Raw genomic sequence first — 25333 nt, 5'->3', positions numbered from 1 at the left:
GTACGCGCGGATGCGGCGCGCGTACGGAACGCCCAAACTACCCGGGAAGGGGCCGTGATCAGTTCTCGGGGGAGCGGAGCACCCGGAGGTGACCCCGACGGCCGACCTCCATGGGGTCGCCGCCGCGTCCGCCGCCCTTGCCGCCGGCCTCGGCCGCGCGCTCCTGGGGGCGGGCCGCCTCGCGCACCGCGTTGGCGAGCGCTTCGAGGTCGTCGCCGCTGGGGCGGGCGGGGGCGGAGCCGTCGGTGAGCCGCACGACCTCCCAGCCGCGCGGGGCGGTGAGGCGTTCGCTGTGCTCGGCGCACAGGTCGTAGCAGTGGGGCTCGGCGTAGGTGGCGAGCGGGCCGAGGACCGCAGTCGAGTCGGCATAGACGTACGTCAGTGTCGCGACGGCAGGGCGGCCGCACGCGGTGCGCGAACAGCGACGTACAGGGCTCACAGCGTTGGACGGTACCGCACTCTTGAGCGGGCCGCGACGACTCTCCCCCAGGTCACTCCACCGTGTCGTGGTGTGACGTCCGCCACGGGACCGGTGCGGACAGGCGTTCCGACCTGCGCGAGGGGCGCCGTACGGGGGTGGCGACGGGTCGCGATCCGGACATTCGAGGGGTCTGATTCGGTCAGACACCGCCAGATGGCCGATCCGGGGAGTAGGGGAAATCGGGCTCACGGGTGGCCGGAACGCTCAGCCTCCGACAGTCGCGGCGGGCGGGACGGTGCCACGGAACGTTCAAGCGAAGGCCCCGGAACACCGGAGAGAGTTACGCTGCGTCAGTGACCCACTCCGCCGACCATGCTGCCGACGCCGACGCCGACGACACCGAGGGCGCGAGCCGTCCCGCGCCGCGCGTGCGACGGCGTGACCGGCACGGCCGGGGCATGCGAGGGCCGGTCGCTCCGCCCCAGGTGCCGCTGTCCGCGAGCCGGGCCGACACCTTCCGCGATCTGGTGCTGGACTCCGTGGAGCGCCTGGAGCGGCGCTGGCCGCAGCTGGCGGACGTGGAGTTCCTGGTCATGGAGGTGCCGCCGCCGGTCTCGGGCGAGTCCGTCGTGCCGCTGGGCGGCTCGACCCCCGCCGAGAAGAGCGAGCCCGCGCGGGTCGTGGTCTACCGCCGCCCGGTCGAGATCCGCTCCAAGAGCCGCGACGAGCGGGCCCTGCTGGTCCACGAGGTGGTCGTGGAGCAGGTGGCGGACCTCCTCGGCCTCTCCCCCGAATCCGTCGACCCGCGGTACGGGCAGGACGAGCAGGACTGAGGACCGAGGGGTGACGGCCGAGGAGTGACGGCCGGGGGCGGAAGGTCCGGACCGCCCGTACGGGAAGTCCGGCGGCCGCCGCCCGCCTCGGTCAGTCGTCCAGTACCGACAGGTTCTGCCGGGCCGCCGGGACCTCCACGCTGCCGCGGTCGTCGTTGAAGGTCTGGATCGTGAACATCGGGACGCCGTCGCGCGGCAGCTCCAGCATGCGCGAGGCGTGCACCGGGCCGCCCGAGACGTGCTCGACGGTGAGCGCGTAGGCGCCCTTGAGGCCCTCGGGGACCGGCGCGGCCAGGGTGGTGGTCGTGCCCGCCTTGAGCGTGAGCATCTTGGTGACCGGGGTGCCGCCCTGGGAGCCCGCGGAGGCGGTGACCCGGACCTCGGCGCCGGCGGCGGGGGCGGTCAGCGAGAGCGTGGAGCCCTTGGCGCGGTTGTCGGCGACGGTCGCGCGGCCCTCGATGGCGCCGGCCGCCGGGATGAAGGCGATCTCCTGCCGCTCGCCCTTGCCGCGGACCACCTGGAGCGCGGCCACCACCGGGGTGGCCTTCTTCGGGTCGGCCGGGGTGAGCAGCAGCGAGCCGGGCTCGCCGCGCATCAGGTCCTTCATGTCGACGGCGGCGGTCATCCCCGACTTCACGTGCAGGGAGGACGCGCTGGCCGGGACGATGGTGCCGGTCGGGGTGACGAGCTGGACCTTCAGGTCGGCGTCGTCGTCGCCCGGCGCGTACGCCACGAGCCGCACCGAGGTGGCGTCGCCGGGGATCCCGGGCAGCACGGCGGTGCCGGACGGGTCGGCGGAGGCGGGCAGCCAGTCGCTGCCGAGCTTGTCGTCGGCCGCGCCGATGACGGCGCCGACGCGTCCACTGCGGGTGGTCACGTGGACCGTGACGTCCTGCTGCGCCGGGTCGCCGGTGAGGGTCGGGAGCAGCACCGGGACGCTGGAGTGCGCCGGGACGGGGATGCCCTCGGTGATCTGGGACTTGAGGGCGCCCTCCGGGCCGTACAGCTCGATGTCCGCGACGGCGGCGCTGTCGTCCGGGTTGGTGAGGTGGACGTAGTCCTGGCGCTGCTTGGCGGTGGAGGCGGCCGGGAACCAGAAGTCGGTGTCCGGGGCGGTGCAGCCGGTGCCGAGCAGGCCGCGGGCGCCGCCGGCGGGGTTGACCGTGGTCTGCTGGACGGTCCAGCCGGGGGCGAGGGTGCCGTTGGCGGTGCCGGTGAGGGCGGGGGCGGTGGCGCCGTCGGCCTCGGCGGTGACGGGGGCGCCGGGCTTGGTGACGGTCGCGGGGGCCTTGGCCGTCTTGGGCTTCTTGGGCGGGGTGTCGCCGGGGGCGACGACGGCGGCGGCCGGCTTCAGCTCGGCCTGGACCGTCTTGCCCGCGCCCGTCTCGCTGGTCCGGCCCTTGCCGGTGCCGGGCGGGGTGTACGAGGTGTAGGTGGTCTCGGCGACCTCGGAGCGGCTGGGTGCCGGGCAGAGCAGGCTGGTGCGCTCCACGGGCAGCCGGGTGGCCGCCTGGGCGGCCGGGGCCGTGGTGCCGTCGGGGGCGGTCAGGGAGGCGACGCCGGTGACGGCGGCGAGGGCGGTGGCGACCGCGATCAGGGAGAGGGTGGTGCGCTTCACTGGTTGCTGCTCCCGTCGGGACGCTGCTGCTGCTCGGGGTCCTGGCCCTGCCGGTTCTGGTCGTATCCGTAGCCGTAGGGGTCGTACGCCTGCTCCCCGTACTGGTCGGGATACGCGTCCCCGTAGGACTGCTGGGGGTACTGCTGGGGGTCGTACTGCTGCGGGTACTGCTGCGCGTACGGGTCGTAGCCCTGCTCCGCGTACGGCTCGCCGTACTGCTGCTGCTGCGGGTACGCGTACTGCTCCTGGCCCTGGACCTGCTCCTGCCCCTGGGCCGGGTAGTAGCCCTGGTCGTCGGCGTACGCGGCCTGGGACGGGTCGTAGCCCTGCGCGGGCTGCTGGGCGTACGCCTGCTGCTCGTACGTCTGCTGCGCGGGGACCTGGGCGGGCGGCGCCTCGGGGGCGGGGGCGGGGGCCGGGTGCGGCGGCGGGGCGTCGGAGCCGGAGCCCTCGACGCCGGTGCCGGCGGTGTCCGTACCGGCGGTACCGGTGACACCGGCTTCGGCCTCGGCCTCCGCCGCGGCGCGGAGGCGGCGGGCGCGGCGGCCGTCGCCCTCGGCCGCCTGGGCGGGGATGGCGAGCTCCTCCTCGGGCAGGTCGTCGTCGATGTCGCGGCGGCGGCCCGGCAGGGCCAGCACGAGCAGGACGACGGCGAGGCCCACCTGGGTCCAGATCCACGCGGTGTGGGTGAGCGGCTCCTCGAAGGTGAGGTCCAGGCGGCCCGCCTCGGCGGGGAGTTCGAAGCCCTGGGCCCAGCCGTCGACGGTGGTCGGGGTGAGCGGCTTGCCGTCGAGGGTGGCGGTCCAGCCCGCGTCGGCGCGGTCGGCGACGCGGAGCACGCGGCCGGCGGGTCCGGCCGGGAGTTCGGTGTGGGCCTCGACGGGCCCGGCGGCGACGGACACCGTCCTGGGGGCCTCGGCGGTGGGCGCGGCGCCCTTCGTCCCGGGGACGATGGTGACGCGGGCGACCTCGCGGTCGATCCGCCACAGGGCGCTGCCGTCGAGCTGGCTGAGCCGGGAGAGGCCCGGGGTGGCGTCGAGGACGCGGCTCATGGAGCGCGGTGCCCCGTCCCGTACGAGGACGTAGCGGATCGCGAAGCCGCTGAGCTCCTGGGTCTGGTCGGCGCCGGAGCCGGCGACGAGGTGGGCGACGACCTCGTCGAGGCGGGGGTCGCCGCCGGCGGACGCGGCGAGTTCGGCGTCGCCGAGGCGGGCGCCGGAGCCTCGGACCAGGGTGTAGTCGACCCGGCCGGCCGTGCCGCCGCCGAGGACGAGGGTGCGGGCCTGGTCGCGGGTGCCGCTCTCCTCGGCGACGAAGGCCGGCACCTGGACCGGGTCGCGGCGGGTGAGCGGGCCGTCGGCGCCGCCGATCATCCAGCCGGCCGCGGCGACGACCGGGCCGAGGGCGCAGGCGAGCGCGATGAGGGCGGCGACGGGCTGGCGCCAGCCGAAGCCGTGGGCGGCGACGCGGGTGCGGCCGCCCTCGGCGCCGATCATGCCGGCGGCGAGCAGGGCCGCGCCGTAGACGAGGGTGGCGGGTCCGGCCCAGCCGGTGCCGTCGGTGCCGTTGGTGAGGACGGCGAAGAGGAGTCCGGCGAGGGCGGCGGCCCAGGCGGCGCGCACGGCGAGGGCGCGCTCCTCGCGGAGCAGGGCGCCGAGGGCGGCGAGCACGAGGCCGATGAGGACGAGGCCGCCGGTGGTGCCGGGGCCGCCGGGGCTGGTGCCGAGCAGGTCGAGGGCGGAGGCCGCGCTGGTGGGGACGGCCAGGCCGGCCTCGCGGAGCAGCGCGGAGGGGCTGGTCAGCAGGGAGAGCGACCAGGGCGCCAGGACGAGCAGCGGGGTGCCGACGGTGGCGAGGAAGCGCAGCGCGTACGCGGTGATGTCGTCGCGGCGGAACACGAGCACGCCGACGCCGAGGAGGACGGCGAGCGGCCACACGACCGGCGTGAACGCCATGGCGAAGGTGAGCAGGAAGGTGTACGCCCAGGTGGCGCGCCAGCTGCCGCGCTCGGTGCGGCCGAGGCCGTGGGCGGCGACGGCGGCGCGGGCCATGAGCGGGAGCAGGATCGCGAGGACGGCGGTGCCGAGCCGGCCGCCGGCGAGGGCGCCGGTGACGGCGGGCAGGAAGGCGTAGGCGACGGCGCCCCAGGCGCGGAGCAGCCGGGACTCGACGATGCCGCGGGAGGCGAAGTAGGCGGTGAAGCCGGCCAGCGGGACCGAGCAGACGAGCAGCAGGGTCAGCGCGAAGGAGGTCGAGCCGAGGAAGAGCGCGGAGAGCGCGGCCAGGACGGCGAGGTAGGGCGGGGCGCTCTGGGTGCCGCCGCTGCCGAAGGCGTGCCAGCCGTCGGCGTAGCGGGACCAGAGGCCGGAGACGGTGTCGGGGGCGGGCAGCAGGGCGCCGCCGGCGAGGGAGCCGCCGCCGAAGAGGCCGCGGCAGGCGACGAGGGAGACGAGGAGCAGGACGGCGAAGAGGATCGGGCCGGGCTTGCCGGCGACCTTCTTCAGGCGCGCGAACTGCTCGACCTCCATGAAGTCGGCGTCGTCGCCGCCGGGGCCCGACTCGACGGCGCCGTGCCGGGAGCCCGCGTCGGCGTCGTCGCCGCCGAAGTGGGAGGTGAGCTGTTCGGCGGCGGCGCGGACGGTGGCGCCGGGCGGCGGGAACAGCGGGCGCAGTTCGCTCGCGGGGACGGCGGGGTTCTTGCGCCGGCCGCGGGCGGCGAGGATCTTCTCGGGCCGCAGCAGGGTGGCGAAGAGGCCCATGATCTCGTCGACGGCCTGGCCGGGCGCCTTGCCGACGAGGTAGCCGAGGGTGCGCAGCACGGTGCCGACGACGAGGCGGGCGAGGACGTACGGGAGGGCGGCGCCGCGGGTGTTGGCCAGCAGGGTGTAGACGGCGCCGGCCTTGTCGACGCGGTGCGGGTCGGCGGCGGTGCGGCCGGCGCAGTCGACGGTGCGGCGTTCGCGGGCGGATGCCTCGGCGTGCCGCAGGACGGCGTCGGGGGCGACGAGCACGCGGTGGCCGGCGGCGTGGGCGCGCCAGCACAGGTCGACGTCGTCGCGCATGAGGGGCAGGCGCCGGTCGAAGCCGCCGAGCTCCTCGAAGACGTCGCGGCGGATGAGCATGCCGGCGCTGGAGACGGAGAGGACGGAGCGGACCTGGTCGTGCTGGCCCTGGTCCTGCTCGCGGCGGTCGAGGCCGGTCCAGCGGCGCCCGCTGCGGGCGATGGAGACGCCGACCTCGAGGAGCTGCTTCCGGTCGTACCAGCCGCGCAGCTTGGGGCCGATGACGGCGGCGTGCGCGTCGGAGTCGGCGACGCGCAGGAGTTCGGCGAGGGCGCCGGGCTCGGGCGCGCAGTCGTCGTGGAGCAGCCAGAGCCACTGGACGGGCTCGCCGTGCGGGAGTTCGGGCAGCTCGTACGCCTCGTCCTGCCAGGTCCTGGTGACCGGGTCCCAGCCACTGGGGCGCTTGAGGTACGGGAGTTCCTCGGGTCCGAGGGCGGGCGCGGTGCGCGTGGCCTCCTCGACGGCGGCGCCGAATCCGGTGCGGCGGGCGAGGTGGAGGACGCGGTCGGCGCCGATCGCGTCGGCGAGGAGCTGCGCGGAGTCGTCGGCGCTGCCGGTGTCGGCGGCGACGACGTTCTGTACGGGGCGTTCCTGGGCGAGCAGCCCGGCGAGGGCGTCCGGCAGCCAGCGGGCGCCGTCGTGGGCGACGAGCACGGCGGTGACGACGTGTCGCGGAAACTCAGGAGTTGAGGACATCGAGCTGCGGGCCCTCCGGCCGGGGGTCGCCCGCGAGGGGCGTGGGTGCGGTGCGTCTCGGACGGAGGCCCACACTAACGGCTGGCACGACAACGGTCCGCCGCCTGTGGACAGAGCACAGGGTGCGGACCGTTCGTTGTGTACGTCTTTGTCTGTGGGGCCGCGGGCTGCCGCGGGGGTGGCCGCGGGGCGGCCGGTTCCGGCCGGTTTCAGACGGCGGCCTTCTTGAGGCGGCGGCGTTCGCGCTCGGACAGGCCGCCCCAGATGCCGAAGCGTTCGTCGTTCTGCAGCGCGTATTCGAGGCACTCGGAGCGGACCTCGCAGGCGAGGCAGACCTTCTTGGCCTCGCGCGTCGAGCCGCCCTTCTCGGGGAAGAAGGACTCGGGGTCGGTCTGGGCGCACAGTGCGCGCTCCTGCCAGCCGATCTCCTCTTCCGCGTCCTCGACCAGCAGTTCCTGGAACGTCTCGGTCATGTGCGCCCCTCGTCTGTCTTTGCTTCCCCGTGCTGTGGCCGCTACCGATTTCGGCCGAACGACACGAGTGAAATTACAAGTTCGTGCTCTGTGCGAGTCAAGCCGAGATCTGCTATTGGGCCCCGTATTCACTCTGCGGAACCAAGCGTATGCGGAAAGTGTTCAAATCACCAAAAACCGTGACACTTGCCACCAGCCTGGCCTACCGCCACGCCCTCAGAGAGGAGGACGAACAGGCGCTGGATCCTGTTGCGATCCAGCCACGGAAGCGATCCGGATCACAGTCCGGTCACGGACCCCCGCCGTGTTCACGGGCGCGGTTGCTGCGCCATCTCTCCTGGTCACGCGCTGCACAAACCTTTCTCCGGGCACAGTAACCGGATGAGGTGAAACATTAGCCCCAAATCGGTCATTGAGTTGACAGTCGGGTGTCCCTCCCGCCACTTTGGTGGCATGCCAGCGACCGCAGCGCCCTCCGCGACCCACGCCCGTGGGTTCCGCAGCGCTGTCCAGGCGCGCTGTTGCTGTTGCTGTCCCAGCTGTTGACGCGCGCGTCCCCCGCAGCGCTCCGGCACCCTCGCCGCGGCCTCCCCGCCGCAGCCCCCGTCACCTCCGCGTGACCCCCCTCATCGCGACACCCCAGCACTTCTGCCGAGGAACCACCGCACCCATGAACATGGACAGCGACCTTCAGATCGCCGGCGACATCCTTGAGGTCCCGCACCTCCTGCAGCCCGCCCGCGAGCACCCCGCCACCGTGGCCGAGTTCGCCGGTCTCGCCCGCGAGCTCGCCGCCGACCGCGCCACGTGGGCCCCGTACGTCGAGTACGACGCCACCACCCGCTGGTACCACCGGCTCCGCACCGGCCCCGGCTACGAGATCTGGCTGCTCTCCTGGCTGCCCGGACAGGGCAGCGGCCTGCACGACCACGGCGCGTCCTCCGGCGTGCTGACCGTCCTGGAGGGCGACCTGACGGAGCGTACGGAACGAGGCGTACGCGCTCTCGGCGCCGGCGCGCAGCGGATCTTCGCGCCCGGGTACGTCCACGAGGTCGTCAACGACTCCCTCGAACCGGCCGTCAGCCTGCACGTCTACTACCCCGGCCTCACCGACATGCCGATGCACGAGTCCCTGCGCGCCCAGTGCGCCCCGGCCGGCCCGTTCTCCCCCGCCGCCCCGGCGGCCCCGGGAGTCGTACCCGCCTGACAGACTGCTCCGCATGCGCATTGTGGTTCTGGCCGGTGGCATCGGTGGTGCCCGCTTCCTTCGCGGCCTCAAGCAGGCCGTGCCCGACGCGGAGATCACGGTCGTCGGCAACACGGGTGACGACATCCATCTCTTCGGACTCAAGGTCTGTCCCGACCTCGACACCGTGATGTACACCCTCGGCGGTGGCATCAACGAGGAACAGGGCTGGGGCCGCGAGGACGAGTCCTTCGCCGTGAAGGAGGAACTGGCGGCGTACGGCGTCGGGCCGGAGTGGTTCGGTCTCGGCGACCGGGACTTCGCCACCCACATCGTCCGCACCCAGATGCTGGGCGCCGGCTATCCGCTGAGCGCCGTCACCGAGGCGCTGTGCGCCCGCTGGAAGCCCGGCGTCCGGCTGCTGCCGATGTCCGACGACCGCGTCGAGACGCACGTGGCGATCGACGTGGACGGCGAGCGGCGGGCCGTCCACTTCCAGGAGTACTGGGTGAAGCTGCGCGCCTCCGTGGACGCGCACACCGTCGTGCCGGTCGGCGCCGAGCAGGCGAAGCCCGCGCCGGGCGTCCTGGAGGCCATCGCCGAGGCCGACGTCATCCTCTTCCCGCCGTCCAACCCGGTCGTGTCCGTCGGCACGATCCTCGCCGTCCCCGGCATCCGCGAGGCCGTCGCCGCCGCGCCCGCGCCGGTGGTCGGCCTCTCCCCCATCGTCGGCGACGCGCCCGTGCGCGGCATGGCCGACAAGGTGCTCGCGGCGGTCGGCGTGGACTCCACGGCCGCGGCCGTCGCCCGGCACTACGGCTCCGCGCTCGTCGACGGCTGGCTCGTCGACACCGTCGACGCCGCGACGGTCGCCGACGTCGAGGCGGCGGGCATCCGCTGCCGCGCGGTGCCGCTGATGATGACCGACCTGGACGCGACGGCCGCGATGGCCCGCGAGGCGCTGGCGCTCGCCGCGGAGGTCCGGGACGGGGCCGGAGCGTGACGGGCGGGGCGGACGGTACGCCCACGGGGACCGGGCGGGCCGGGACGGCCGGGGGCGGCGCCCCCCGGTACGAGGTGTGGGCGCTCGACGGGCTGCCCGAGGTCGCGGCCGGCGACGACCTCGCCAAGCTGATCGCCTCCGTCTCGCCGGGGCTGCTCGACGGGGACGTCCTGATCGTCACCTCGAAGATCGTGAGCAAGGCCGAGGGGCGGATGATCGCCGCCGACGACCGCGAGGAGGCGATCGACGCCGAGACCGTACGGGTCGTCGCCCGGCGCGGGACGCTGCGGATCGTCCAGAACCGGCAGGGGCTCGTCATGGCCGCCGCCGGGGTCGACGCCTCCAACACCCCCGCCGGGACCGTGCTGTTGCTGCCCGAGGACCCGGACGCCTCGGCCCGCCGGATCCGGGCCGGGCTGCGCGAGGCGCTGGGCGTCGACGTGGGCGTGGTCGTCACCGACACCTTCGGGCGCCCCTGGCGCGGCGGGCTCACCGACGTCGCCATCGGCGCCGCCGGGGTGCGGGTCCTGGACGACCTGCGGGGCGTCACCGACTCCCACGGCAACGAGCTGAACGTGACCGTGGTCGCCACCGGCGACGAACTCGCCGCCGCGGGCGACCTCGTGAAGGGCAAGGCCACCGGCCGCCCCGTCGCCGTCGTGCGCGGACTGCCGCACCTCGTCGCCGGTGACGAGGAGCCGGGCGCCCGGGCGCTGGTGCGGAACGCCGCCGACGACATGTTCCGGCTCGGCACCTCGGAGGCGGTCCGGGAGGCGGTGACGCTGCGGCGCACCGTACGGGAGTTCACCGACGACCCGGTCGACCCGGGGGCGGTACGGCGGGCCGTCGCCGCGGCCGTCACGGCACCCGCCCCGCACCACACCACCCCGTGGCGCTTCGTCCTGCTCGAATCGGCCGGGGCACGGCTGCGGCTGCTCGACGCGATGCGGGACGCCTGGATCGCGGACCTGCGGGCCGACGGGCGCTCGGAGGAGTCCGTCGCCCGGCGCGTCCGCCGCGGCGACGTGCTGCGGAACGCCCCGTACCTGATCGTGCCCTGCCTCGTCATGGACGGCGCCCACCACTACGGGGACCCGCGCCGGGACGCCGCCGAGCGCGAGATGTTCGTGGTCGCGGCCGGCGCGGGCGTGCAGAACCTGCTGGTCGCGCTGGCCGGCGAGCGGCTCGGCTCGGCCTGGGTGTCCTCGACGATGTTCTGCCGGGACGTCGTACGGGAGGCGCTCGGGCTGCCGGAGGGCTGGGACCCGATGGGCGCGGTCGCCGTCGGACGCCCGGCGGCGCCGCCGAAGGAACGCCCGGCGCGGCAGGCCGGAGCGTTCATCGAGGTGCGCTGAGCACCGCCCTCACAGGCGCGTGATGTCGCCGGGCGTCATCCGTGGCGCCCGGCGGGGCGGCACCCGGCCGCTGAGCAGGACCAGGCGGGCGGCGCGGTGGCGCTGGCCCGCGTAGGGGGCCAGCAGCTCCAGCATGGCCGCGTCGTCGGCGGTGCGGTCGCCCGCGAGGGCCCAGCCGACGATGCCGGGCAGATGGAGGTCGCCGGTGGTGACCTCGTCGGGGGCGCCGTTGCTGCGCTGGATCGTCTCCGCGGAGGTCCACGGGCCGATGCCGGGGACGAGTTCGAGGCGGGCGCGGGCCGCCGCCGGGTCCATCGCGGCGGCCTCCTCCATGCGGTGCGCCACGCGGGCGGCGCGCACGATCGTCGCGGAGCGGCTGCCGTCGACGTTCGCCCGGTGCCACTCCCAGGACGGGATCCTGGTCCAGGTGCGGGCGTCGGGCATCGCGTACATGCCCTCCGGGGCCGGGCCGGGGGCCGGCTCGCCGTACTTCCGGACGAGCGTCCGCCAGGACCGGTAGGCCTCGTCCGTCGTCACCTTCTGCTCCAGGACCGACGGGATCAGCGACTCCAGCACCAGCCCGGTGCGGGTCAGCCGCAGGCCGCGGCGGGCCCGGTGGGTCGCGGCGAGGAGCCGGTGGCGGGGCACGAAGGCGGCCGGGTCGTCCTCGGCGCCGAGCAGGCCCGGCAGCCGGTCGAGCAGCCAGGGCCCGCCGGGCCCCCACGCCTCCGCGCTCGCCGCGCCCGCGTCGAGCCGTACGCGCAGGGTGCCGGCCCCGTCGGGGGTGCGGCTGGCCCGCCAGACCGAACCGTCCGGGGTGACCCGGAAGGTGGGGTCGGCGGGGCCGCGGCGGAGCGGGCCGAGGGTGAGGCCCAGGTCCAGGGGAGCCGCCTCGGCGCCGGGGACGGGGACGTGGCCGCCGCGCACGGTGATGCGGGTGGTCTCGGGTGGGAAGCGGCCTGCCATGTCTACGAGCGTACGGGGCGCCCCCGCCGGCGGGTCCGCTACTGGTCCGAGGAGAAGCGGACCGCGCCCGCGGGCAGGGTGGCCTCGCACCAGACGCGGACGCCGTCGCGGAGTTCGTTGTCCGCGCCGATGTCCGCGCCGTCGCCGATGACGGCGCCGGTCAGGACCGTCCGGGCGCCGATCCGGGCGCCCGCGCCGATGAGGGAGTCGGTGATGACGGCGCCGGGGGCGACGACCGCGCCCGCCAGGACCGTCGAGCCGGAGATCCGGGCGCCCGCGCCGACGACCGCGCCGGGGCCGATGACCGTACCGCCGGTGAGCTTGGCGTCGGCCGCGACGACGGCCGTGTCCAGGACCAGCCGGTCGCCGCAGCGGCCGGGGACCGCCGGGGAGGGGGCGCGGCCCAGGACCAGGTCGGCGGAGCCGCGGACGAAGGCCTGCGGGGTGCCGAGGTCGAGCCAGTAGGTGCTGTCGACCATGCCCTGGAGGTGGGCGCCGGAGGCGAGGAGCTCGGGGAAGGTCTCGCGCTCCACGGAGACCGGGCGGCCCGTCGGGATGGTGTCGATGACCGACCGGCGGAAGACGTACGCCCCCGCGTTGATCTGGTCCGTCACGATCTCCTCGGGCGTCTGCGGCTTCTCCAGGAAGGCCGTGACGCGGCCGGTGGGGTCGGTCGGCACCAGGCCGAACGCCCGCGGGTCCTCGACCCGCGTCAGGTGCAGGGAGACGTCCGCCCCGGAGGACTCGTGCGTGCCGAGCAGCGCGCGGATGTCGAGGCCGGTGAGGATGTCGCCGTTGAAGACGAGGACCGGGGCGTCCGGGCCCGAGCGCAGGTGCGAGGCCGCGTTGCGGATCGCGCCGCCGGTGCCGAGCGGGTCGGTCTCGGTCACGTACTCGATGCTCAGGCCGAGCTCCGAGCCGTCCCCGAAGTACGGCTCGAAGACCTCGGCCAGGTACGAGGTGGCCAGGACGATGTGGTCCACGCCCGCCGCGCGGGCGCGGGCCAGCTGGTGGGTCAGGAAGGGGACGCCGGCCGCCGGGACCATGGGCTTGGGCGTGTTGACCGTCAGGGGACGCAGTCGAGTGCCTTTGCCGCCGACCAGGAGGATCGCTTCTGTCACCTGTCGTCTCTGCTTCCTGTTCGGTTCCGGTCTCATCGCCGGGGAGGCACCGTTCGCCCGTCCGTACGATATGACCGGTCAGTTTATGCAGATGGTTGAGTCCCCGACCCCATCAGCGCCTCCCCTGGTACTTCGCCGACGCCGACCGGGCGGTGCCGAGCTTTCCGTAGAGGCGCGCGCCCGGACATTCGGTGGCGAAGCCGTCGCGGTGTCCGGCGATGGCGTTGAACCTGACCTTCCTGCCCTTCTTGTACAGGTTTCCTCCGCCTGATGTGAGATACGTCTTGCCCTGCGGATTCACCCCGTACAGCCCCAGCTTCCACGCGGTCAGCCGTGCGACGGCGGTCACCGCCGCGGCCGGCGGGGTGGTCCCGCCGTAGCTGCCGAGCACCGCGATGCCCATGCTGTTGGTGTTGAACCCGAGGGTGTGGGCGCCCATGACCGGCTTGGCGACGCCGCCGGCGCGGCCCTCGTAGATGTTTCCGCACTTGTCGACGGCGAAGTTGTAGCCGAAGTCCCGCCAGCCGCTGCTCTTCACGTGGTAGCGGTAGATGCTGCGCAGCACGGAGGGGGCCTGGCGGCAGGTGTAGCGGTTGCCGGTGGCGCTGTGGTGCACGAAGACCGCCTTGATCGTCTTCGTGTAGACGAACCCCTTCTCCCGCAGCCGCTCGTCGGCGCCCCAGCCCTTGCGGGTGATGATCCGCGGCCGGGGCCCGATGTACGGCTTCGCCGCGGCGGCGGCCTCGGGGAAGGCGGCCAGGGTCTCGGCGCGGGTGAGGGCGGGGAGTTCGGCGGGGGCGGCGGCGGCCTGTGCGGACTGGACTGCCTGGGCTGCCTGGGCCGTACCGGCAGCCCAGGGACCCGCGGTCGGGACGGTGCGGTCCTGGGACTCGTCGGCCGGCGGCTCGGGGCCGGGGTCGACCAGCTCCAGACGCAGGCCCGCGGGGAGCGGGGCGGGGGCCTGCCGGGTCGGCTGCGGGGCGGGGCCGTCCGGTTCGGCGTTCTCCGGGGCGGGGCCGTCCGGCGCGGACCCGTCGGGCGCACGCCGGTCCGGCGCGGTCTCGCCTTGCGCGTACAGGTCGGGCGCGGCCTGGCTCTGCGCGGTCTCGCCTTGCTCGGACCCGTCCGGCGCGGACCCGTCCGGAGCACGCTCATCCGGCGCACGCTCCTCCGGCGCGCTCCCGTCCGGCGCCGGCCCCTCCCCCGCGTGCTCTCCCGGCCCGCTCGTCTCCGGGCGTACGCGGATCTCGACGCCGTCCGAGTCGCCGACCCACAGGGGGGCGGTGGAGCCGCGCAGGGCGCGGGAGTGGCCTTCGGCGGTGCCGGGGTCGGCGCCGTGTTCGTCGTTGTGGGTCTCGACCGACTGCCAGTCGGACCAGACGCCGGCGCCGGTGGACCGGGTGCGGACCTGGACCGTGCCGCGCAGGGAGGCGTGGACGTCGTCCCAGACGACGCCGACGAGGGAGAAGGGGCTGACGTCCCGTCGGGCGAGCCCCTGCCCCGCCGCGGCGGCGGAGCCCAGCACCCGGTCGCGCGGACCGTCCGCGGCCGGGGTCAGGGGTTCGAGCGGGAGCGACTGCGTCGAGCCCGCGGGCTCGGCCGCGGAGGGCACGGCGCGGGCCGCGCTCGCGGCCCCTGGCGCGGCCGGGAAGGCGCCCGTGGCGCCGGCCGGGGTCGCGGCGGTGAGCGGCAGCGCGAGCACCGCCGCGCAGCTGACGGCGATCGAGGAGGCGAGGTTGGCACGCATGGGGCGATCGTCCGTACCGGGCGGGCGTTCCGCGCGCCGGGAATCCGCACGGAAACTGACGCCCCGTCGGGCCGACCGGTGGACCGGGTCACCGGTACGGCGGACCCCGCGGGGCGCCGCGCGTACGCTTGCCCGCGTGAACGCCAGCGACCGTACCCCCGCCGACCTGCTGCGATCCGCGCTCGCCGCGGACCCGGCCCGCCCCTTGGTCACTTTCTACGACGACGCCACCGGTGAACGCGTGGAATTGTCGGTGGCCACCTTCGCCAATTGGGTGGCCAAGACGGCCAATCTGCTCCAGGGCGAGCTGTCCGCCGCCCCCGGCGACCGGCTCGCGCTGCTGCTGCCCGCGCACTGGCAGACCGCCGTGTGGCTGCTCGCCTGCTCGTCCGTGGGCGTGACCGTGGAGGTGGGCGGCGACCCGGCCGACGCCGACTACGTCGTCGCGGGGCCGGAGGGCCTGGAGGCGGGCCTGACCTGCTCGGGAGACCGGATCGCGCTCTCCCTCGCCCCGCTGGGCCGCCGCTTCCCCGCGCCGCCCGCGGGGTACGCGGACTACGCGGTGGAGGTACCCGGACAGGGCGACCGGTTCGCCCCGTTCGTGCCGGTCGATCCCGATGCGCCCGCCCTCGTCGTCGACGGTACGGAACTGACGGGCGCCCAGCTCGTCGAGCGGGCCCGCGCGGACGCCGCCGGGCTGGGGCTCGCGCCGGGCGGACGACTGCTCTCGGGACGCCCGTACACGGACTGGTCCGGGCTCTCCGCCGGTCTCTACGCCCCGCTGGCCGCCGGGGGCTCGGTGGTCCTGTGCCGCAACCTGGACCAGCTGGGCGCCGAGGGGCTCGCCAAGCGGGTGGAGAGCGAGCGGGTGACCGTCACGCTCGACGACTGAGCCGACCGGGAGACGGGGGGGGGACGGGGGACGAAGCGGGGACGCCCGCTTCGTCCCCCGTCCGGCGTATCGACGCGCCGAGTCCCCGGGTCCCGGCGGCGTCTCCGGTACATGATCGGCCGGGGGGTACCGATGCCTTCCGCACAACCAAGCGCCGGAAGCGACCGTCTACTTCAGCGAGACGACGCCCTCCAGGTGCGCCGAAGACGCCATCAAGGACGGACGCAGACGTGACGGACAGCACGGACAGCGCAGACTCGCCGCCGCGACGCAAGAGGCACTGGCTGCGCTGGACCGCTCTGGCCGTGGCGCTCGTGGTGCTGGCCGCGGCCGGGGTCGGCTGGTGGTTCTACCGCAAGCTGGACTCCAACATCACGACGGACACGACGGCCGCGGCCGAGCTCCTCAAGTACGAGAAGGAGCGGCCCTCGCCCGCCGTCAACGCGGCGCGGAACATCCTGCTCATCGGCTCCGACACCCGGGCCGGCGCCGGGAACGGGAAGTACGGGCAGGACGGGGGCAGCCAGCGCTCGGACACGACGATCCTGCTCCACCTGTCCGGCGGCGGGTCCTCGGCGACCGCCGTGTCCGTGCCGCGCGACCTGATGACGACGATCCCCAGCTGCGCCAAGCCCGACGGGACCCGGACCAGGGAGCAGTTCGCGCAGTTCAACTGGGCCTTCGAGTTCGGCGGCACCGCGTGCACGATCCGCACCCTGGAGAAGATGACCGGCATCCGGATCGACCACCACATGGTGATCGACTTCCGGGGCTTCAAGAAGATGGTCGACGCGGTGAACGGGGTCGAGATCTGCCTCAAGGAGCCGATCGACGACGCCGACGCCCATCTGAAGCTGCCCGCCGGGCGCCAGACGCTCCACGGCGAGCAGGCGCTCGGCTTCGTACGGGCCCGCAAGTCGATCGGCAACGGCAGCGACACCGACCGGATGGACCGCCAGCAGATGTTCCTCGGCGCCCTGGTCAACAAGGTCCAGAGCGACGGCGTGCTGCTCAACCCGACCCGGCTCTACCCGGTCCTGGACGCGGCCACCAAGTCGATCACGACGGACCCGGGCCTCGACTCGCTGCGGGACCTGTACGACCTGGCGCGGTCGATGCGGGCGATCCCCACGGAGAAGGTGCAGTTCCTGACGGTGCCCCGGCGCCCCTACACGTACAACGCGAACCGGGACGAACTGGTACAGCCGGACGCCGACCGGCTGTTCGCCGCCCTGCGCGCCGACAAGCCCGTGACCGTACGCCCCGGGGGCAACGGGAAGTCCGACCCGAGCGACGGCGGCCCGAGCCCCTCGGAGACGCCGTCCTTCGCCGGCCGGAACGCGGCGGACGGAGGGTGCCCGGGGTGAGCCGGAAGGCGGGCACGAAGGGGGCGAGCCGACACGAATGGCAAAGCAGGGACAAAGGGGAGGACCACACAGTATGAGGTTTGAGCAAATTGCCCGGTTGTAAGGGGCGTGCAATTTGTCACGGACGTCGCCCCACGCTGAACTGGGCGGATAGTGTGACGCGATCCGGTGCTCACGACCTCGTGGTCGCGCACTCGACGGATCGAAGGACCGAGCGCCCGAGGGGGAGGCGCTTCGCGTGTGGCACCGACGGAGGACTCTAGTAACCGTGGACGCGCACAGCCGTGGACGGGCGGACGAGATCGACCCCGCCGACCAGTGGGTGCTCAACCCGCAGACCGGCAACTACGAACTGCGACTGGACCGCTCCGCTGGGCAGTCGCGGCAGGCTCCGTCCCACCCGCGCCCGGGGGCCCGCGGCACCGCGCCCGGCCAGAGAGGCCGCGAGGGGCGGGAGCCGCGGAGCGCCCCTGCCCCGGAGACCGCGCCGCCCGTGCCCGGGCAGCGCCGCCGGCGCACCACCGACGCGGGCGGGCAGCCGCCCGTCGGCCGGCGCAAGCGCAGGCCCGAGAAGTCCAGGAAGAAGAAGGTCCTGATCTGGACCGGCGGCACGATGGCCTTCGTGCTCGTCGGCGGCGCCGCGGGGGCCTACGCGCTGTACAACCACTTCGACGGCAACATCAAGACCGTCGACGTGGCCGGCGCGGGCAGCGGCGGCTTCCGCAAGGACGAGGCCTTCAACATCCTCCTCATCGGCACCGACAAGCGGACCGGCGAGGGCAACGCGGGCTACGGCGACAAGAACAGCCCCGGCCACGCGGACACCACGATCCTCTTCCACGTCTCCAAGGACCGGACGAACGCCACGGCGATGTCCATCCCGCGCGACCTGGTGATCGACATCCCCGAGTGCGAGACGAAGCAGCCCGACGGCTCCGTCAAGAAGATCCCCGGCCAGACGAACGAGCGCTTCAACATCAGCCTCGGCCAGTCCGACCGCGACCCCGGCTGCACCATGCGGACCGTCAAGGAGATCACCGGTCTCACCATCGACCATTTCATGATGGCCGACTTCAACGCCGTGAAGGAGATGACGACGGCCGTCGGCGGCGTGAAGGTGTGCGTGGCGAAGCCGGTGAACGACCCCAAGTCGCACCTCAAGCTGCCCGAGGGCGAGTCGACCATCATGGGTGAGCAGGCCCTCGCCTTCGTCCGCACCCGGCACAGCTTCGGCAACGAGAGCGACCTGGACCGCATGAAGGTCCAGCAACAGTTCCTCAGCTCGATGATCCGGCAGATGAAGTCGGACGACACGCTCACGTCCCCGACCAAGCTGTACGACCTCGCCGACGCCGCGACCAACGCGCTCACCGTCGACACCGGCATAGGGAGCATCTCCAAGCTCAAGTCCCTGGCCCTGGAACTCGCCAAGATCGACACCAAGAACATCACGTTCATGACCATGCCGGTCATCGACAACCCGGCCGAGCCCAAGCCGATCACGGTCGTCCCCGACCCGGTGAAGGCCCCGCAGCTCTTCGCGATGATGCAGTCCGACACCTCGCTCACCGAGGTGAAGAAGAAGCAGGCGGACGCCAAGAACGCCCAGGCGGCGCTCCTCAAGGGCACCCGCTCCACCGCCCACGAGGTCCGCGTCGACGTCTACAACGGCAGCGGGATCCGAGGCGCGGCGCAGTCCACCCTCAACTGGCTGCAGAACGAGCACGGCGTGACGAGGTCGACCAACAAGAGCAACGCCCCCGAGAAGGCGCCCGCGACCACGCTCACCTACGCACCGAACCAGGCCGATCAGGCCCGCAAGCTGGCGGACCTGATGGGTCTGCCCGCCTCGGCTCTCAAGCCGGGCACGCAGGACGCCGGGGAACGCGAGCCCATGACGCTCGTCCTCGGCGCGGACTTCAAGGGCGCGGGGGTGCCCCTCACCGGACCGGCGAAGGCGCCGGAAGGTGCGCAGACGGCAGACAAGCAGGTGTGCGCGAAGTGACCCGGACGAGCTATCCGGCCTTGGGCCGCACCTGAATGACGAGGAGACCTGGGGTGGGACAGAGCAGCGTGCGACGGGAGGGGGCGCGAGAACGCGCCCCGCACGCCCGCGACTTGGGCTGGGACGAGACCCTCTACGAGGGCGACGAGGAGACCGGCCGACGTGCCGGTGTGCCCCGCTCGCGTCGTGGGGGCGGCGGTTCCGGCGACGGTGACGGCGGCGGTGACGGCCGGTCCGGCCATCGGCGCGGCGGCCCGCGCCGGCGCGGCAGGAAACCCGGCAAGCGCAAGGTGCTGCGCTGGGTGGCGGCGACGCTGTCGCTGCTGATACTCGGCACGGCCGGCGCCGGATACCTGTACTACGAGCACCTCAACGGCAACATCCGCAGCGGCGGGCGTTCGGGCGGCGACAGCGGCGTCAAGAAGGGCGCCCCGAACGCGCTCGGCGACACCGCGCTGAACATCCTCCTGATCGGCTCCGACAGCCGCGCCGACGCCAAGAACGTGGCCCTCGGCGGCGGCAAGGACGACCGCGACCGCGCCCCGCTGGCCGACGTCCAGATGCTGCTGCACGTGTCGGCGGACCGGAAGAACGCCTCGATCGTCTCCATACCGCGCGACACGATCGTGCCGATCCCCCAGTGCAAGGGCGACGACGGCAAGACCTACCCCGCCACGACCAGCTCGCCCATCAACGAGACGCTCGGCCGCGGCGGCCCCGGCTGCACCCTCACCACCTGGGAGAAGCTCACCGGGATCTACATCGACCACTGGATGATGATCGACTTCGCCGGTGTGGTGTCGATGGCCGACGAGGTCGGCGGCGTCCCGGTCTGTGTGAAGACCGGCGTCTGGGACCGCTCGACCAGGCTCGTACACGGCGGTTCCGGCCTGAAGCTGCCCAAGGGCACCACCGACGTCCAGGGCGAGCAGGCCCTCCAGTGGCTGCGCACCCGGCATGCCTGGGGCAACGACCAGGGCCGCGCCAAGGCCCAGCACATGTACATGAACGGCCTGATGAAGAAGCTCCAGGGGCAGAACGCCTGGACCGACACCGGGCGTCTCATGGGCCTCGCCGAGGTCGCGACCAAGGCCTTCCAGGTCTCGGACGAGATCGGCACCGTGAAGAAGCTGTTCGACCTGTCGATGCAGCTGAAGAACGTGAAGATGGACCGGCTCACGACGGCGACGGTGCCGACGGTCGAGTGGCCGCAGAACCGCGACAAGCTGCAGATGGTGCAGAGCTCCGCCGACAAGATGTGGTCGATGCTCCGCGAGGACGTCGCCTTCGACAAGAACGGCGACGCGGCCGGCGGCAAGCCGAAGGGCACCACCTCGGCACCGCCGAAGACGGCCGCCGAGGAGCCCGGCTCCTTCAAGGTCACGGTCGTCAACGGCACCGCGGGCGACGGCCAGTCCGCCGCCGAGGGCCGGGCCGGCACGATGGCCGAGCACCTGCGCGGCAAGGGCTTCGGCCGGGCGGAGTCCTCGCGGACCCCGGAGCCGCGCAAGGACAGCGTGGTCCTCTACCCGAAGGCCGACGGCGACCAGGGCAGGGCGAACGCCGCCTCGGTGGCCAAGTCGCTCGGCCTGCCGGACGCCGCGGTGCGCGCCGACGCGAAGGCGGAGGCCGTCACCCTGGTGATCGGCTCGGACTGGCGTGAGGGCACCACCTACAAGAAGCAGCAGATCGCGGCGGGCGACCTGCCCGAGGGCGCCGACGACAAGGTGGCCTGCATGGACGTCTACTCCGTCTACAAGTGGGACGGCAAGAGCTGACGCCCGCCTCACCCGCACACGGCGACGGCCGGGACCCGAGAAGGGGTCCCGGCCGTCGCCGTGTGCGGGTGGGGTCCGGTCAGACCGTCTCGCTCGTCACCGCGGGGCGCTTGCTCGCGATGACCTTCCGTGCCAGCGAGCGGGGGCTGGTGAGGTAGCCGTATCCCCACGACATGTGCATGGTGGCCAGCGCCACCGGGATCCGCAGCCGGGCCTTCGCCGAGAGGCCCTTGCCCGCCGGGACGGAGCCCGCGACGATCGCCGCGAGGTAACCGGCCGGGATCACGAAGCCGAGCGGGGTGAGCGCGGCGCCCACGACCAGGCCCGCGGCGATCGCGCAGACCGCGGCCGGCGGCGCCAGGTAGCGCAGGTTGATCGAGCCCTCGTGGTAGCGGGCCACCACGTGCCGCCAGCGGCCGTAGTCCTTGTACTGCTTCGCCAGCGCCCGCACGGACGGCCGGGGGCGGTACTGGACGCGCAGCTGGGGCGAGAACCAGATCAGACCGCCGGCCTCGCGGATGCGGAAGTTCAGCTCCCAGTCCTGGGCGCGGATGAACTCCACGTTGTAGCCGCCCGCCCGCTCCAGCGCCTCGCGGCGGAAGACGCCCAGGTAGACGGTCTCGGCCGGGCCGGCGGCGCCGCCGGTGTGGAAGGCCGCGTTGCCCACGCCGATCCTGGAGGTCATGGCGGCGGCGACCGCCTCCTCCCAGGCGTTCTCGCCCTCGGCGTGCATGACGCCGCCGACGTTCTGCGCGCCGGTCTCCTCCAGGAGCCGGACGGCGGTCGCGATGTAGTTCGGCGACAGCATGCCGTGGCCGTCGACGCGCACCACGATCGGGTGACGGGACGCCTTGATCGCCGCGTTGAGGGCGGCGGGGGTACGACCGGTGGGGTTCGGCACGGTGTGGACCCTGGGATCCTCGCGTACCAGCTCGGCGGCGATCTCGTCGGTGCGGTCCGTGGACGGTCCGAGCGCGATCACCACCTCCATCTCGCCGTCGTACTCCTGCTCGAGGATGTGACGGACCGAGTTGCGCAGATGCCGCTCCTCATTGAGGACCGGCATGATCACGGAGACAGGGGGATTGGCGTTCATCGCCCGCCACGTTACCGCGAACGGGGGACACCGGCGCGCGTCGCCGGGTGGCGCTGATCGTATGGGCCTACGGTGCTCACGGTCCCCTTGTCACACCCGCGGAGGTGTCCCCCGGTGCCCCCACCGCCCCGCACGCCCCGTCCCCGGCCCGCCACCGGCCCCGTTCCCGCCCTTCGGAGGCCGGCGGGGAAGCGGCGGAGGCCCCGGCGGCCGAGGTGGGGGATGCGGATGGCGACGACGCTCTCGGTGGTCGTGCTGGCCGCCGGGGGGATCGGGCACGCCGTCGTGACGAGCCTGGACACCGGCATCACGCGGGTCGACCCCTTCAAGGACATGAAGAACCGCCCGCAGGCCGGGAACGGGATGAACGTGCTGGTCGTCGGCACCGACGGCCGGGACCGGATCACCCCGGAGGAGAAGGCGAAGTACCGGCTCGGCGGCGCGCCCTGCCACTGCACGGACACCGTGATGCTGGTGCACATCTCCGAGGACCGGGAGCGGGCGAGCGTCGTGTCGCTGCCGCGCGACTCGTACGCCGAGATGCCCGAGCACACCGACCTGACCACCGGCCGGCACCACCACGCGCACCCGGTGAAGCTGAACGCCGCGTACGCGGAGGGCGGGCCCGGGCTCACCGTGCGGACGGTCGAGTCGATGACCGGGGTGAAGATCGACCACTATCTGGAGGTCGACTTCACCAGCTTCATGAGGACGGTCGACGCGGTGGGCGGGGTGCAGATCTGCACCGCCAAGCCGATGAAGGACACGTACACCGGGCTCGACCTGCCGGCCGGGCCGCACGAGCTCGACGGCGGGCAGGCGCTCCAGTACGTGCGCTCGCGGCATGTCGACGGCGCCGCCGACCTCGGGCGGATGCAGCGCCAGCAGAAGTTCCTGGCGGCCCTCATCGACCGGCTGACCAGCGGCGGGGTGCTGTTCAACCCGGTGCGGTTCCGGGAGGTCGCGGCGACCGCGCTGAGCTCGGTCCGGGCGGACCAGGGCTTCGGTACGGAGCAGATGCTGGCCCTCGCGAAGGCGATGCGCGGCTTCACGCCGGCCTCCTCGGAGTTCGTGTCCGTGCCGATCGGCCAGATGAGCTTCCCCGTGAAGGGCATCGGCTCGACCGTGAAGTGGGACGCGGCCAAGGCGCAGCGGCTGTTCCAGTCGCTGCGCGAGGACCGTCCGCTGGCCCCGCAGCGGCCGGCCGCGCCGAAGGGGCCGCAGCCGGTGGAGGTGGACGTCGCGCCGAGGACGATCCGGGTGCAGGTCTACAACGGGACCCGGACCGACGGGCTCGGCGGGCGGGTCGACGAGGCGCTGCGGGCGAGCGGCTTCGACACGACCCGGGCGCCGCGGACCGGGGCCGGGCGGGAGCAGGGCCCGACCCTCGTGGAGTTCGACCCGCGCTGGGACCGCTCGGCCCGGTCCCTGGCGGCGGCCCTGCCGGGTGCGGAGCTGCGGGCGGTGCCGGGGCAGGGCGGGACCCTGCGGGTGACGGTGGGCGCGGAGTACCGGGGGGTCGTGAAGGTCCGGGCACGGGAGACGCAGTCGGGGCAGTTCGAGGCGGTGACGGGGGACCAGGTGGTGTGCCCCTAGGGGCACCCGGGGCACCTGTCGGCGCCCGTCGGCGCCCCGACCGGCCCTAGTCCTCGTAGCCCTCGGCGGCGCGGCGCTCGCGGAGCTCCCTGATCGCCCGGCGGCGGGCCAGGCGGTGGGTGCGGCGGATCTGCGCTTCCTGGTGGCGGCGCTCGTCGCGTTCGGTCTCCGGGAGGACCGGCGGGACCGGGCGGGGCTTGCCGTCGCCGTCCACGGCGGCGAAGACGAGGTAGGCGGAGCCGACCTGGGTGGCGGGCGTGGACTCGTTCCAGCGCTCGGCCATGACCCGGACGCCGACCTCCATGGAGGACCGGCCGGTCCAGTTGACCTGGGCCTTCACATGGAGCAGGTCGCCGACCCGGACCGGCTCCAGGAAGACCATCTCGTCCATGGAGGCGGTGACGGCGGGCCCGCCCGAGTGGCGGCCGGCGACGGCGCCCGCGGCGTCGTCGACCAGCTTCATGATCACGCCACCGTGCACCGTGCCCAGGAGGTTGGTGTCGTGGCTGGTCATGATGTGGCTCAGCGTGGTGCGGGACGCCGAGGTGGGCTTGCCCGGGATGTCGCCCTGATCTGTCATGCCCTCTACCTTATGCCTGGTCCGTCGCCCGGTCCCGACACCGTCCCCTTTGCATCAGCTTGGCAACAGCGCCGACCCGATTCCCCACCCGGCCTGTCGGGGCGGCCGTGCCTGACGGCAGACTGGTCCACATGAATGACTGGCCCGACGCCCAGCCCGAGGGACCCCGCCGGATGCGCCACGTGCAGCGTCCGCAGGTCCCCCAGCAGCAGCCTCAGCAGCCGTACGGGCAGCCGCAGCAGCAGCAGTACGGGCAGCAGCCGCAGTACGACCAGGGGTACAACCCCAGCTTCACGCAGGCACAGGGCAGCGGCTACGACTCGGGCTACAACGACGCCCAGGTGTACGGCGCCCCGCAGGGCGGCGGCCGGGGCGGCGGGCAGGGCACCGTGCCCCCGCAGTACGCCCCGTACCCCGGCGGCGGGCCGGCCGCCCGGCCCGACTGGCGGCGCCGGGCCAAGATCGGCTCGATCGTGCTGGCGATCGCCGTGGTCGGCTGGAGCGTCGGCACCTACGCGTGGGCCAGCTCGCGGATGCGCAACGAGGTCGACCTGGCGAAGGTCATCGAGCGCCCGTCCGAGGGCGACTGCACCACGTACCTGATCGTCGGCTCCGACAGCCGCGAGGGCATGTCGGCCGAGGAGAAGAAGAAGCTGCACACGGGCTCCGCCGAGGGCAAGCGGACCGACTCGATGATGATCCTCGCGGCCTGCTCCAGCGGGAACACGATGGTCTCGCTGCCCCGTGACTCGTGGGTGACGATCCCCTCGTTCGTGGGCTCGGAGTCCGGCAAGAAGTACGCGGAGCGCGGCGGCTCCAAGCTGAACGCCGCGTACGCGATGGACGGCCCCGAACTGCTCGTCCGCACGGTGGAGTTCAACACCGGGCTGCGCATCGACCACTACGCGGAGATCGGCTTCGCCGGCTTCGCGAACATCGTGGACGCGCTCGGCGGCGTCGAGCTGAACATCGAGAAGGGCTTCAAGGACAAGAAGTCCGGCGCGGACTTCCAGGCCGGCACGCAGACCCTGAACGGCGAGCAGGCGCTGGCCTTCGTCCGTACCCGCTACGCCTTCGCCGAGTCCGACCTGGCACGGACGAAGAACCAGCAGAAGTTCCTGTCGGCGCTGGCCAACCAGGCGGCGACGCCGGGCACGATCCTCAACCCGTTCGCGCTGTACCCGACGCTCGGCGCGGGCCTGGACACGCTGATCGTCGACAAGGACATGTCGCTGTACGACCTCGGCAAGATGTTCTTCGCCATGAAGGGCATCAGCGGCGGCGACGGCAAGTCCATGAACATGCCGATCAACGGCACCGCCCCGCAGAACTCGCTGCGCTGGGACATGCCGAAGGTGAAGCAGCTCGTCGAGCAGATCCACAACGACGAGCCGGTCACGGTCAGCTCGGACCGCTGACCCGTGACCGGCTCGCGCGCCTCCCTTACGGGAGGTTGCGGGCCATGACGATGCGCTGGACCTGGTTGGTGCCTTCGTAGATCTGGGTGATCTTGGCGTCGCGCATCATGCGTTCGACGG

The 25333-nt window shown here is 73.5% G+C and carries 20 protein-coding genes; 10 read left to right on the top strand and 10 right to left on the bottom strand.

The genetic code is table 11. The annotated features are described in order from the left end of the window. Positions 1 to 58: 58 nt before the first annotated feature. Positions 59 to 490, bottom strand: a complete 432-nt coding sequence (locus tag AB0Q96_RS38435; RefSeq protein WP_351671873.1) for a DUF3499 domain-containing protein — start codon at positions 488 to 490, stop codon at positions 59 to 61. A 359-nt stretch (positions 491 to 849) separates the two neighbouring features. Here AB0Q96_RS38435 and AB0Q96_RS38430 point away from each other — a divergent pair, with 359 nt between their 5' ends. Beyond that, positions 850 to 1254, top strand: a complete 405-nt coding sequence (locus tag AB0Q96_RS38430; protein WP_365333926.1) for a metallopeptidase family protein — start codon at positions 850 to 852, stop codon at positions 1252 to 1254. A gap of 91 nt (positions 1255 to 1345) precedes the next feature. On the opposite strand, the gene AB0Q96_RS38425 is transcribed toward AB0Q96_RS38430, so the two are convergent. The 3 genes from AB0Q96_RS38425 to AB0Q96_RS38415 form a co-directional block, all read right to left on the bottom strand. Beyond that, complete coding sequence (locus AB0Q96_RS38425; RefSeq protein ID WP_365333899.1) at positions 1346 to 2872, bottom strand: DUF5719 family protein; 1527 nt, start codon at positions 2870 to 2872, stop codon at positions 1346 to 1348. Further along, on the bottom strand, positions 2869 to 6630 hold the full coding sequence (locus tag AB0Q96_RS38420; protein WP_365333897.1) for a glycosyltransferase family 2 protein: 3762 nt from the start codon (positions 6628 to 6630) through the stop codon (positions 2869 to 2871). The genes AB0Q96_RS38425 and AB0Q96_RS38420 overlap by 4 nt, the downstream gene beginning before the upstream one ends. A gap of 209 nt (positions 6631 to 6839) precedes the next feature. Further along, the gene (locus tag AB0Q96_RS38415) at positions 6840 to 7103 is read right to left on the bottom strand and encodes a WhiB family transcriptional regulator (RefSeq protein WP_365333895.1); all 264 of its coding nucleotides are present in this window, start codon (positions 7101 to 7103) and stop codon (positions 6840 to 6842) included. Between the two features lie 670 nt (positions 7104 to 7773). On the opposite strand from AB0Q96_RS38415, the gene AB0Q96_RS38410 reads away from it, so the two are divergent. The 3 genes from AB0Q96_RS38410 to AB0Q96_RS38400 all read left to right on the top strand — a co-directional run bounded on the left by AB0Q96_RS38410 (position 7774) and on the right by AB0Q96_RS38400 (position 10647). Continuing rightward, entirely contained in the window at positions 7774 to 8310 is a 537-nt protein-coding gene (locus AB0Q96_RS38410; RefSeq protein ID WP_365333893.1) for a cysteine dioxygenase family protein, read from the top strand. 13 nt (positions 8311 to 8323) lie between these two features. Continuing rightward, positions 8324 to 9292, top strand: coding sequence for a 2-phospho-L-lactate transferase (gene cofD / locus AB0Q96_RS38405; RefSeq protein WP_365333891.1), 969 nt, complete (start codon positions 8324 to 8326; stop codon positions 9290 to 9292). Positions 9293 to 9366: 74 nt separating this feature from the next. Then, entirely contained in the window at positions 9367 to 10647 is a 1281-nt protein-coding gene (locus tag AB0Q96_RS38400) for a coenzyme F420-0:L-glutamate ligase (protein WP_365333924.1), read from the top strand. A gap of 9 nt (positions 10648 to 10656) precedes the next feature. Here AB0Q96_RS38400 and AB0Q96_RS38395 read toward each other — a convergent pair whose 3' ends face one another. From AB0Q96_RS38395 to AB0Q96_RS38385, 3 genes are all read right to left on the bottom strand, one after another. Then, the gene (locus AB0Q96_RS38395) at positions 10657 to 11613 is read right to left on the bottom strand and encodes a DNA-3-methyladenine glycosylase 2 family protein (RefSeq protein ID WP_365333889.1); all 957 of its coding nucleotides are present in this window, start codon (positions 11611 to 11613) and stop codon (positions 10657 to 10659) included. Between the two features lie 38 nt (positions 11614 to 11651). Next, on the bottom strand, positions 11652 to 12770 hold the full coding sequence (locus AB0Q96_RS38390) for an NDP-sugar synthase (protein WP_365333887.1): 1119 nt from the start codon (positions 12768 to 12770) through the stop codon (positions 11652 to 11654). Between the two features lie 76 nt (positions 12771 to 12846). Further along, a complete protein-coding gene (locus AB0Q96_RS38385; protein WP_365333885.1) occupies positions 12847 to 14481 on the bottom strand; it encodes an N-acetylmuramoyl-L-alanine amidase in 1635 nt (544 codons plus the stop codon). Positions 14482 to 14617: 136 nt separating this feature from the next. Here AB0Q96_RS38385 and AB0Q96_RS38380 point away from each other — a divergent pair, with 136 nt between their 5' ends. From AB0Q96_RS38380 to AB0Q96_RS38365, 4 genes are all read left to right on the top strand, one after another. Beyond that, positions 14618 to 15373: a TIGR03089 family protein gene (locus AB0Q96_RS38380; protein WP_365333883.1), complete on the top strand. Its 756-nt coding sequence runs from the start codon at positions 14618 to 14620 to the stop codon at positions 15371 to 15373. After that, positions 15370 to 16740 (top strand): LCP family protein, encoded by a 1371-nt coding sequence (locus AB0Q96_RS38375; protein WP_365333922.1) that lies wholly within the window; start codon positions 15370 to 15372, stop codon positions 16738 to 16740. Before AB0Q96_RS38380 ends, AB0Q96_RS38375 begins: the two co-directional genes overlap by 4 nt. Before the next feature lie 268 nt (positions 16741 to 17008). Then, positions 17009 to 18745, top strand: coding sequence for an LCP family protein (locus AB0Q96_RS38370; protein WP_365333881.1), 1737 nt, complete (start codon positions 17009 to 17011; stop codon positions 18743 to 18745). A gap of 53 nt (positions 18746 to 18798) precedes the next feature. Then, positions 18799 to 20523, top strand: a complete 1725-nt coding sequence (locus AB0Q96_RS38365; protein WP_365333879.1) for an LCP family protein — start codon at positions 18799 to 18801, stop codon at positions 20521 to 20523. A gap of 79 nt (positions 20524 to 20602) precedes the next feature. On the opposite strand, the gene AB0Q96_RS38360 is transcribed toward AB0Q96_RS38365, so the two are convergent. Beyond that, positions 20603 to 21619, bottom strand: coding sequence for a glycosyltransferase family 2 protein (locus AB0Q96_RS38360; protein WP_365333877.1), 1017 nt, complete (start codon positions 21617 to 21619; stop codon positions 20603 to 20605). Between the two features lie 222 nt (positions 21620 to 21841). Between AB0Q96_RS38360 and AB0Q96_RS38355 the strand changes: the two genes are divergently transcribed. Further along, complete coding sequence (locus AB0Q96_RS38355) at positions 21842 to 23215, top strand: LCP family protein (RefSeq protein WP_365333875.1); 1374 nt, start codon at positions 21842 to 21844, stop codon at positions 23213 to 23215. A 46-nt stretch (positions 23216 to 23261) separates the two neighbouring features. On the opposite strand, the gene AB0Q96_RS38350 is transcribed toward AB0Q96_RS38355, so the two are convergent. Then, positions 23262 to 23795, bottom strand: coding sequence for an acyl-CoA thioesterase (locus AB0Q96_RS38350; RefSeq protein ID WP_365333873.1), 534 nt, complete (start codon positions 23793 to 23795; stop codon positions 23262 to 23264). Between the two features lie 173 nt (positions 23796 to 23968). Between AB0Q96_RS38350 and AB0Q96_RS38345 the strand changes: the two genes are divergently transcribed. Beyond that, positions 23969 to 25213 (top strand): LCP family protein, encoded by a 1245-nt coding sequence (locus AB0Q96_RS38345; protein ID WP_365333920.1) that lies wholly within the window; start codon positions 23969 to 23971, stop codon positions 25211 to 25213. A gap of 25 nt (positions 25214 to 25238) precedes the next feature. On the opposite strand, the gene AB0Q96_RS38340 is transcribed toward AB0Q96_RS38345, so the two are convergent. Continuing rightward, positions 25239 to 25333, bottom strand: a 95-nt coding sequence (locus tag AB0Q96_RS38340; RefSeq protein WP_132919430.1) for an acyl-CoA dehydrogenase family protein, incomplete at its 5' end; no start/stop codon positions are given.

This window comes from Streptomyces sp. NPDC093111 (assembly GCF_040683955.1).
In the GTDB taxonomy this organism is placed as follows: Bacteria; Actinomycetota; Actinomycetes; order Streptomycetales; family Streptomycetaceae; genus Streptomyces.
The sequence above is the reverse complement of the archived record's forward strand: the minus strand, read 5'-3'. Positions and strand labels throughout refer to the sequence as shown.

Coding starts and splice junctions, on each gene's coding strand:
- AB0Q96_RS38420 (WP_365333897.1), bottom strand. CDS start 6,630: ATGTCCTCAACTCCTGAGTTTCCGCGACACGTCGTCACCGCCGTGCTC.
- AB0Q96_RS38415 (WP_365333895.1), bottom strand. CDS start 7,103: ATGACCGAGACGTTCCAGGAACTGCTGGTCGAGGACGCGGAAGAGGAG.
- AB0Q96_RS38410 (WP_365333893.1), top strand. CDS start 7,774: ATGAACATGGACAGCGACCTTCAGATCGCCGGCGACATCCTTGAGGTC.
- cofD (WP_365333891.1), top strand. CDS start 8,324: ATGCGCATTGTGGTTCTGGCCGGTGGCATCGGTGGTGCCCGCTTCCTT.
- AB0Q96_RS38395 (WP_365333889.1), bottom strand. CDS start 11,613: ATGGCAGGCCGCTTCCCACCCGAGACCACCCGCATCACCGTGCGCGGC.
- AB0Q96_RS38390 (WP_365333887.1), bottom strand. CDS start 12,770: ATGAGACCGGAACCGAACAGGAAGCAGAGACGACAGGTGACAGAAGCG.
- AB0Q96_RS38385 (WP_365333885.1), bottom strand. CDS start 14,481: ATGCGTGCCAACCTCGCCTCCTCGATCGCCGTCAGCTGCGCGGCGGTG.
- AB0Q96_RS38360 (WP_365333877.1), bottom strand. CDS start 21,619: ATGAACGCCAATCCCCCTGTCTCCGTGATCATGCCGGTCCTCAATGAG.
- AB0Q96_RS38355 (WP_365333875.1), top strand. CDS start 21,842: ATGCGGATGGCGACGACGCTCTCGGTGGTCGTGCTGGCCGCCGGGGGG.
- AB0Q96_RS38350 (WP_365333873.1), bottom strand. CDS start 23,795: ATGACAGATCAGGGCGACATCCCGGGCAAGCCCACCTCGGCGTCCCGC.
- AB0Q96_RS38345 (WP_365333920.1), top strand. CDS start 23,969: ATGCGCCACGTGCAGCGTCCGCAGGTCCCCCAGCAGCAGCCTCAGCAG.